The sequence below is a fragment of the Shigella sp. FC1967 genome (genome assembly GCF_001743005.1).
In the GTDB taxonomy this organism is placed as follows: Bacteria; Pseudomonadota; Gammaproteobacteria; order Enterobacterales; family Enterobacteriaceae; genus Proteus.
In genome coordinates this window covers 1-9,404 of the sequence record NZ_MIIZ01000388.1, presented here as the reverse complement: position 1 = coordinate 9,404, position 9,404 = coordinate 1, and the positions used below count along the sequence as shown (strand labels likewise).

General features: G+C 36.3%; 7 protein-coding genes and 2 pseudogenes. 4 read left to right on the top strand and 5 right to left on the bottom strand.

The genetic code is table 11. From position 1 onward, the window contains the following. Window positions 1-415: 415 nt before the first annotated feature. Together BHE89_RS03440 and cls are read right to left on the bottom strand one after the other, a co-directional pair. The gene (locus BHE89_RS03440) at window positions 416-745 is read right to left on the bottom strand and encodes an HI1450 family dsDNA-mimic protein (RefSeq protein WP_409565727.1); all 330 of its coding nucleotides are present in this window, start codon (window positions 743-745) and stop codon (window positions 416-418) included. A 109-nt stretch (window positions 746-854) separates the two neighbouring features. After that, entirely contained in the window at window positions 855-2,315 is a 1,461-nt protein-coding gene (cls, locus tag BHE89_RS03435; protein WP_069369259.1) for a cardiolipin synthase, read from the bottom strand. A gap of 306 nt (window positions 2,316-2,621) precedes the next feature. Between cls and BHE89_RS03430 the strand changes: the two genes are divergently transcribed. Together BHE89_RS03430 and tonB are read left to right on the top strand one after the other, a co-directional pair. Then, window positions 2,622-2,804, top strand: coding sequence for a YciY family protein (locus tag BHE89_RS03430; RefSeq protein ID WP_036913581.1), 183 nt, complete (start codon window positions 2,622-2,624; stop codon window positions 2,802-2,804). Window positions 2,805-2,917: 113 nt separating this feature from the next. Continuing rightward, window positions 2,918-3,637 carry a TonB system transport protein TonB gene (gene tonB, locus BHE89_RS03425; protein ID WP_069369258.1) on the top strand — a complete coding sequence of 240 codons (720 nt, stop codon included), beginning with the start codon at window positions 2,918-2,920 and terminating at the stop codon, window positions 3,635-3,637. A 147-nt stretch (window positions 3,638-3,784) separates the two neighbouring features. Here the strand turns inward: tonB and yciA are convergent, their stop codons facing one another. Further along, a complete protein-coding gene (gene yciA / locus BHE89_RS03420) occupies window positions 3,785-4,216 on the bottom strand; it encodes an acyl-CoA thioester hydrolase YciA (RefSeq protein WP_069369257.1) in 432 nt (143 codons plus the stop codon). A gap of 205 nt (window positions 4,217-4,421) precedes the next feature. Continuing rightward, window positions 4,422-4,971, bottom strand: a pseudogene (locus BHE89_RS03415) (septation protein A); the annotation flags it as partial. 311 nt (window positions 4,972-5,282) lie between these two features. Between BHE89_RS03415 and BHE89_RS03410 the strand changes: the two are divergent. Then, a complete protein-coding gene (locus BHE89_RS03410) occupies window positions 5,283-7,088 on the top strand; it encodes a SulP family inorganic anion transporter (protein ID WP_069369255.1) in 1,806 nt (601 codons plus the stop codon). A 109-nt stretch (window positions 7,089-7,197) separates the two neighbouring features. Here the strand turns inward: BHE89_RS03410 and BHE89_RS03405 are convergent, their stop codons facing one another. Further along, window positions 7,198-7,971, bottom strand: coding sequence for a YciC family protein (locus BHE89_RS03405; RefSeq protein ID WP_069369254.1), 774 nt, complete (start codon window positions 7,969-7,971; stop codon window positions 7,198-7,200). Window positions 7,972-8,414: 443 nt separating this feature from the next. Here BHE89_RS03405 and ompW point away from each other — a divergent pair. After that, window positions 8,415-9,071, top strand: a pseudogene (gene ompW / locus BHE89_RS03400) (outer membrane protein OmpW); the annotation flags it as partial. Between the last annotated feature and the right edge of the window lie 333 nt (window positions 9,072-9,404).

Sequence of the window (9,404 nt, the reverse complement as noted above, 5' to 3'; positions counted from 1 at the left end):
CATCTAAAATGCTTTGAATAATAGATATTACGCGTAAATAAAGCGACAATAAAGCTGATAAAGCCTAAGTAGTAAATTAAGTTGCTTATACCAAAGAGTATTGCCTCTAAAGTAAACACTACAAAATTGATAACCCCATCGCTATAAATTGAATATATCATTACTATTTCTATATACAGTTGGTTGTGGGTTTATCTTTAGTGTGAATTATGAGGAAATTATGTCAAAGCTTCGCTTACCTTACCTTAAACAAAGAGCATAACAATAATAACAACTACGCAGATATACCAATAAAATGCACCAAAGAAAGCTAAAGCAAAAATAGTGTCGATAATAAAGTCGTTTTCATGCATTTTATTTCTTTCTGAAATAAAAAATCACCTGCTAAAATATAAGTAGGTGATGATAAACGTGATTATGATTTCCAGATAATATGGAACATAGGCTGTAATGGATCGCGACTAATTAGAACTCGACCAAAAATATCATCAATATCGGAATTATCATCCGGAGCAAGACCAATAATCACTTCACTAAAACGGGCGGATGTGACAGGTAGACCAACAATAAATTGCCAATCATTACCTAATGGAACCACTTCAGCTGCGCCTCGTTCTTCAAATTGCAAGTTAAACAATAATTGGTCTGCAACATCTAAATTATCGGCGGCTTGTGCCAGAAATAGATCATAAGCTTGTTCTAAAGCGTCGTCTTCACTGATTAAGGTTGGTTCATTCATGGTAATGCCTATCTATTGTTCCAATAATTATCGTGTCATTTGTATCGCATTTCTACTAATCTAGAACGGTTAATTGTTACCAGTTCTGAGTAGTCTATGGATTATAACATTTCTGTTATAACAGAGGGCTAAAGAAATAGCAGATACGCTCTAGTACACGATTTAAGAATGGCCGTTTTTCCCATTCATCGATGGTTAGCTCTGTCGAGCGGGCAATATAATCATATTGAACAATGCTTAAATCACTTCCAAAACCTTCATCATCAATGACAACGGTAATTTCAAAGTTTAACCATAAGCTACGCATATCAAGGTTAACTGAACCTACCATACTGAGTTGCCCATCAACCATCACACTTTTAGTGTGTAATAAACCATCTTCAAATTGGAATATTTTCACACCTGATTCAAGCATTTCTGTAAAGAATGAGCAACTTGCCCAACGTACAAGAAAAGAGTCATTACTGCGAGGAACAATAATGCTTACATTAACACCCCGCATTGCAGCAGTTGATATTGCATGGGCCAGATCATCGCTAGGTACAAAATAAGGTGTTGTCAGTACCAATTCTTTTCTTGCAGAGTAAATGGCTGTTATAAGCGATTGTTGAATTAGCTCATCAGGAAACCCTGGACCTGAGGCAATGACTTGTGTTGTATGGCCGCTTTCTTGCTCACAAGGCATAATATTATCATCTGGAGGAGGGGGTAAATGGCGTTCACCCGTTTCCATTTCCCAGTCAAAGGCATAAATCATACCTAATGTAGTAGAAACTGGACCTTCCATTCTTACCATAATATCAATCCATTGGCCTACACCAGAATCTTGCTTGAAATAACGAGGATCAACCATATTCATACTTCCTGTGTAGGAAATATAATTATCGATCAATACGATTTTTCGATGCTGACGCAAATCCATGCGACGTAAGAAAAAACGGAATAAATTAACATGCAGTGATTCAACAAACTCTATACCCGCGGCTCTCATGACCTCTGGGCCATTAGTACGAAAGAAATTCCAACTCCCTGCGGAATCAACCATGACTCGGCATTTTACACCACGTTTAGCTGCTCTGATTAAAGCGTCGGTGACTTCATCAACTAACCCCCCTGATTGCCAAATATAGAAGACCATTTCAATGTTATCACGAGCGTTATTAATATCGCGTGTAATTGAATTTAGCGAATCTTCGCAGGTGGTTAAAAGTTCAATTTTGTTACCTTTAACACCTTTAATACCTTGGCGCTTAGCGGTTAATTGGAAAAGAGGGGTTGCAATATCGCTCGTACTTGTAGCAAAGATATGCTTACATTTTCTTAAGTCTTCAAGCCACGCAACAACAGAAGGCCACATCTGTTTAGCATGTTCGACACGTCGTTTTCCTAGGTGTAATTCACCAAAAGCAAAATATGCAATAATACCGACTAATGGCAGAATATAGATGATCAATAACCATGTCATCGTTGATGTGACAGGTCGTCGATGCATTAGGACTCGAAATGTGACCCCCGCAATTAATAGCCAATAGAAGAAAAAGGTTAGCCAACTTAATACAGTATAAAATGTTGTCATAGTAGAGCTATTTTCCGTTGAAAATGAATTGCATGGATAAGCTAAAGGCAATTTACTAAAAATAGTTCATTATTTTTGTTATTTGCCGAATGTTGTTATTAAATCAGGATTATTATCTCTGTCAAATCTCTTTCTTAAGAGATAAGCATCAAATAAGCAATAATACTCAATTCTTTATTCATTTTTTTCTTTGTGAGAAATGCTAAAATAATGAATGAAATTAAAGCAAATCATAATTCCCCCCTTGGATCACAAAATGAACGTCTTATAATAGTCCACTTATTCGAAAAAATAGGTGCTGATAGCATGAGACATAGTAGGACTGAAGTCGCTCGTTGGCGAATGATGAGACAAGCTATACGTAAACGACGTCGATGGTTAGAAGGGCAATCTCGTCGTAATTTCCGAATTTATAAACTACGTAAACTTGATACTTCTAGAAAACATAGAGCACTTTTATTTGTACAACACATAGAATGGAACTCATAATTTCACTTTTTTAACAGTTAATATCAATCATTTTGCTAAACGTTATTGAATATGATTGCTATTTGCATTTAAACTAGGGGCATATTTTTTCTTTAGGTGAAATAAGATCAGTTATGCGTTGGAAGCTTTGGGTATTCATATCGCTTTGTTTACATGCCTCACTTGTTGCAGCTGCGATGTTCTATGTTGTAGAAGATAAGCCTGTTACCCCTGAGCCTATCTCTATACAGATGTTGGCATTTGCAGCGGATGAGCCTGCTGGTGAACCAGAGCCTGTGGTTGAAGAAGTCACTCCTCCTGAACCTGAACCGGTTGTTGAACCAGAACCCGAGCCAGAACCAGAACCTATTCCTGATGTAAAACCTGTTATTGAAAAACCAATAGAGAAAAAACCAGAACCAAAACCGAAACCTAAACCAAAACCTGTGGAAAAACCGAAACCGCCTGTTGAGCGACCACAACCTTTAGTTGTTAATAAAGGTAATGATCTCAAAAATCTTAACCCGACGGCAAAGCCAAGTGATAAAGGCGATGAAAAACCCGTTGCAGTGGCAAGCAGTGGTGAAGGTAAAGTACCAAATGCAGTACGCCAAGGTTTACCTATATATCCACCACGTGCCCAGGCGGTGGGGATAGAAGGTTCAATTAAAGTTCGTTTTGATGTTGATGCGGATGGGCGAGTGGATAATGTAGAAATACTTTCTGCTGATCCTAAAAATGTGTTTGAACGCGAAGTAAAAAGAGCGATGCGTCAATGGCGCTATGAAAAAATCCCTTATAAAGGAAAAGTTGTTGTTATTGAGTTCAAAATGACTGGAATATCAACAAGCTAACTTTGATAAAACTCAAAAGCTAAGGAAAGCAATATCAGTTGTTGGATAGAAAATAAACAAAAGGCACTTTAATAAGTGCCTTTTTTAGTATTTCAAATTTTACTACTTTCACGCTATTTATCGTAATTGAATTGTCGTAATGGTGTTTTATTCCAGAGTACTTGTTAGCGTAAAGTGAGTTTTACCTTCAGGTAAGCGGCGAGCTGAGTTGTTCTCATCAACGGCAACATAGGTAAACACCGCTTCTGTTGCACGATAGCGTTGTCCGACAGGTTCTGTGGCGACTTTTTTAACCCAGACTTCAATATTAACAGTAATTGAAGAGTTACCCGTTTTTAAGCAACGCGCATAGCAACAAACGACATCGCCAACAGCAACAGGTTTAAGAAAGGTGATGCCTGTTACGCTTACAGTAACGACACGACCTAACGCAATTTCTTTTGCTAAAATTGCACCACCGATATCCATTTGAGACATTAACCAGCCTCCGAAAATATCACCATTGGCGTTAGTATCAGCAGGCATGGCTAGAGTGCGTAAAACGAGCTCACCATTAGGCAAAGATTGTTGTTCAGTCATGGAGAATTATTATCTGTCAATGTTTAAACCAAGGAAATATCTACTTATCTATGTCAAGCTAAATCATGATGAGTACACATCTCCCAATACAATAAAATGATTATTCAGATTTTGAATGAGCATCGTGTGATGTTGGCTTAGATGCTTGTTTTGTCATATCACCTGATAATTCGTGTTCACTATTTTCCGTCGTGTCGTTTTCAGTCTGTTCTTCTGGTAAACGGTTATTCCAGATATAAACCACACTCGCGATAGTAAAGATAAAGGTTAAAATAGTTAAGCCAAAAACTTTAAAATTAACCCAAGTCTCTTCCGCTAAAGAAAATGCCACATAAATATTACCGAGAGCACAAGCAAAAAAGAAAATTACCCATGCAATATTGAGTTTCTTCCAGTTTGCTGGTGGCATTGCAAGCTCTTTACCTAACATTCTTTCCATTAACGTTTTTGGCGTAAATAACTGCATTCCAATTAAAACGATGGCAAAAATGGCATAAATAGCGGTCACTTTCCATTTAATAAAATCAGCAGAATGGAAGAAGATGGTTAATGAGCCAAAAATAGTGACGACGATGGCGGTAATGAGTGGCGCTTTCTCAACTTTATGGAAAATAAGCCATGTCAAGCCGACTGAGATCCACGTCGCGATAATTAATGCACCTGAAGCATAGAAAATATCTTGCCATTTATAGAAGATAAAAAAATACTAATAGTGGAGCAAAATCAAGTAATTGCTTAAGCCAGCCATTTTTCATAACAGATAGGAACCTATGGTAATTAAATTCATAAACTTGGCTATTCTAATGCAAAGCGACAGAAAATGGGTAAACAATTGCATATCTTTAATGACAGAGTGTTAATTTATACAAAAAATGCGCATTTTATCTGAAATAACTTAATGAAAACTCAACGTAATTGCATTTATGTAAAATTAAAACTCAAGCTTGAGTTATGAAGGAGGATTTAAATATTGCACTAGTATATGATTCATATACTCATCATTATCATCCGCCACTTTTTTGATGAATACATAAATAAAAAAAGTATTTCTGATAAGAGGAAATCAATGAACGGAAAAAGAATAATAAAATGGATGCCAGGATTAGGCTTATTATTTAACTATAAGCGTGAATATTTTGGCTATGACTTAAAAGCAGGGCTTTCAGTGGCTGCTGTCGCGCTACCTGTTGCCATTGCTTATACCGAATTATTAGGCATTAATGCGATTGTTGGGTTGTATGCCTGTATTTTCCCCATGATTATTTATGCATTATTTGGTACTTCACGCCAATTAATTACAGGGCCAGATGCGGCAACGTGTGCCGTTATTGCTGCGGTCGTTATTCCATTATCTGCTGGTGATGAAAATACACGATGGCAACTTGCAATTATCATGACGGCAATGACGGGGTTTTGGTGTATTTTGGCTAGCCACTTTCGGTTGGGGGCATTTACTGATTTTCTATCGCGTCCTATTCTTCAAGGTTTATTAAATGGTGTCGCGATCACCATTATGGTTGGGCAAATTAGTAAAGTATTTGGTTTTGTTACTTCTCCAGAGCACTTAATTGAAAAATTAATTGAAGTTCCATTTCGATTAATGGATGCACATGTCCCTACGGTATTGATGTCAGCGATAACGCTCGCTTTATTATTAGGCATTCGCTATTTTCGTAGCCGATGGCCAGCACCATTAATTGCCATGGTTGTAATGACCTATCTTAGTTGGCAATTTGATTTAGCAAGCTATGGCATCGCTATTGTGAATAAAGAGGCAGGAAATGTTGATCTATTTCTGCCTGTCGTCTCAATGAGCGGATTTCATCCAGGTGTATTACGAGAATTATTGGTTCCATCTATCAACTTGGCTGTCATTAGTTTTGTGAGTTTTATGATGACCGCCCGCAGTTTTGCCAGCAAAAATGGTTATGATGTCGATGCAGATCAAGAATTAAAAGCATTAGGTATTGCCAATATTGCGGCGGCGCTTTCTCAAGGATTTGCAGTGAGTGCGGCAAGTAGCCGTACCGCAGTCAATGATTCTGTCGGTGGTAAAACGCAATTAGTTTCTATTATTGCAGCACTGGTTATTCTGCTCGTGCTGTTATTTATGACCGATTTTCTCGCCTATATTCCATTATCTTCGCTAGGTATTGTGTTAATTGTTTCTTCATGGTCATTACTAAGTATTCGTCATATTTGGTCTTATCGTAAACGTAATAAACAAGCATTTACATTGGCATCATTTACCTTATTAGCAGTGTTATTAGCAGGGTTGATTAATGGTATTGGTTTTGCGGTTTTATTAGGCTTATTACAATTTTTGCGTATTGTTTTTCGACCAAGCGATCAATTATTGGGTGTTGATGAACAGGGCATGGTTCATTCAATGAATAAAGATAATGGTATTGAACCTATCGATGGTTTAATGATGTACCGTTTTAATTCACCATTGACTTATTTTAATGTGGGTTACTTTAAAAAACGGGTACTTCAACTTGTTGATAGTGCACCTCAACGCCCTGCATGGTTAGCCGTAGATGCGGCTGTCAGCTTCACTTATGACGATGTTAGCGTATTTGCAGCTATTGATGAATTAATACGAGAGTTGCGTATAAAGGGCGTGAAATTGGTTTTAGCTGGCCGTAGAACCGAGTTAAATCGCTGGATTGAACGTAACAGAATTTCGCTCAATGAAGATGACTTAATTATCGCCCCTGATCTCTATTTTGTGATCCGACTGTATCAAAGCCGACAGCAGATCAAAGAAAAGCAGAGAGAAGCAAGAAAAGAAGCATTAAAGCAAGAAGTAGAGGAACACGAAGCATCGATATCAGAAGTGAGCAGAGAGAGTCATACATCAATACCTTAAATAATTTTATATGTGGTGATGAATAAAAGTAAAATCCCGTGATAAGTTCTTAGCTTATACACGGGATTTTTTATCGGTCAATTTTGTCGGTAGCGAGGTTTTGAATAAATTAGCGCGTTTGTTGAGTCGTATATTTGTTTTCAACCAACATAAACAAACGAAACAGGTAAATAATCATCCAAGCGGAAGCCATATTTTTTAGAAGATAGAATAAGAAGTTATGGATAAGATCAGGCAGCTGAATTGTAAGATTACTCACAAAACCAATACCAAACTGCAATAAGATCCAAATACCTAAAGCAGGAATAAGTGAACCTGATTCACTAAATCCAATTTTCCAACCTAAACGAATTGCACTTCCCAGATTTTGTTGGCGCACTAAAACAACCGGCGCTAATGCAAAACCAATGAGTAAAATGATGCCAGGAATAATCATCACCATAAAACCGGCGCTAATTAAAATAGAGCACAGAACAATTAATAAAAACATTTTTGGTAAGCGAGGTAAACATGCGTTAAATGTTTGCCCAAGAGTGACATTGTGACCAGCAGAGATTGCCATGGCGAACATCAATAAAGTTAACACTAAGATGCTTTGTTGTAATGTCTCAAATGCATACAGTGACAACACTTTTTTGGCTATACCCACGACACTGTTTGACATTGCTTCTAACTCATCAGGAGAAGCAGAAGAAAGCTGCGTATTTTTAAAATTAGCCACAAATTCAATCATCAATTGGTATTCTTGAGGATTAGGGCCAATTAAGACATGAATGATCGCTAAAATAACAGCAAGGATAGCGGAAAGGGTAACAATGCTACGTCGTTCATTCTTATAAAAATTCAGACTGTCTCGGTAGATTGTGCGTGCCGTGGTAGGCATGAAACTGCTCCTATAAAAATAGACTGTGTCAATGCGCGCTATTGTACCTTCTACAACAACAAAAAGGGATATTTTCTCTTACTTCTCTTTTGGGTCTTTTTTCTTGATGTTAATTATCATAATATCCTTCTCGCTTAAAATAAAAACAAACATTATTTTAACATAAAGATAACTTTATTTTTTAAATATGTCTTTTAAGGAATATTTTTTATTCAAAAATTAGCAGTAACGATAAATTTAATTATAAGAAAAAAATTGTATTAATCAGTAATTTGATGTGGATCAATTATAAAATAATCGTATTGATAAATAATAAAAAAGAGAAATAACACTTTCTGCAAAAATAATTCCAAAGTTGTGATCGGTATTAGATCATAATTATCAATAAATGGTTATATTTTTAGCGGAGATTTTACTTATTACTGGAATGGGTTAAATAATGAAAAAAACTTTCTGCGCTTATTTTAGCGGCCGCAACACTTGCGCCTTCTATTTCGTTTGCTCACCAAGCGGGTGATTTCTTATTCCGTGCAGGTACTGCAACTGTGCGTCCTAATGCGGGTTCTGATGCAATATTAGGTGGCGACCACTTTGCTGTAAATAATAATACCCAATTAGGTTTAACCTTTGGGTATATGATTACTGATAATATTGGTGTTGAGCTATTAGCAGCTACCCCTTTTGAACATAAAATATCATTAACTGGTGTAGGTGAAATTGCAAAAGTTAAACATTTACCACCAACATTAATGGCACAATATTATTTTGGTAATAGCGAAGATAAACTGCGTCCTTATTTAGGTGCTGGTTTGAACTTTACCACGTTCTTTGATGAGAAATTTAATAATAATCCTGCTGTAGGTACTGGAGCAGGTGGTTTAGGTCTAAATGGCCTTGATCTTAAAGATTCATGGGGCTTTGCAGCGCAAGCTGGTTTAGATTATAACCTCGATAAAAACTGGATGCTGAATGCGTCTGTTTGGTGGATGAACATCGAAACAAAAGCAAGATTTAATAGTACTGTTGCTGATAAAGATTTTGATGTTAAAACCCGTCTAGACCCATTTGTATTTATGTTTGGTGTGGGCTACCGTTTCTAATTTTTCTTTCTTTAAAAGAATATCTCATAATGAAAAAGCGAAGATTGTCTTCGCTTTTTTTTTTATCTTTTTAAAATTTCAAACTACACCTTTCATCCTTATATGATATAAAGTCTCTAATTTATTGTTGAATACATCGTTTATGAGTAATTAAAAATAGAGATAAATAGGAAAGATGTATTTTAAATAAAACATTCAATATTAAAAACACCACTAATAATGTATTTAATATGTATCTTTTTATGGTTACCTTCTTAATAAGATAAGAAAGTGTATTGTTTTTTATTAGAAACGAATAATTTTTTTAATCAATAAAAGAGAGTGTTATATAGA

Bases quoted from the DNA above. Each gene is read 5' to 3' on its own strand.
- cls (WP_069369259.1), bottom strand. From the start codon at position 2,315: ATGACAACATTTTATACTGTATTAAGTTGGCTAACCTTTTTCTTCTAT.
- BHE89_RS03430 (WP_036913581.1), top strand. From the start codon at position 2,622: ATGAGACATAGTAGGACTGAAGTCGCTCGTTGGCGAATGATGAGACAA.
- BHE89_RS03405 (WP_069369254.1), bottom strand. From the start codon at position 7,971: ATGCCTACCACGGCACGCACAATCTACCGAGACAGTCTGAATTTTTAT.
- BHE89_RS03410 (WP_069369255.1), top strand. From the start codon at position 5,283: ATGAACGGAAAAAGAATAATAAAATGGATGCCAGGATTAGGCTTATTA.
- tonB (WP_069369258.1), top strand. From the start codon at position 2,918: ATGCGTTGGAAGCTTTGGGTATTCATATCGCTTTGTTTACATGCCTCA.
- yciA (WP_069369257.1), bottom strand. From the start codon at position 4,216: ATGACTGAACAACAATCTTTGCCTAATGGTGAGCTCGTTTTACGCACT.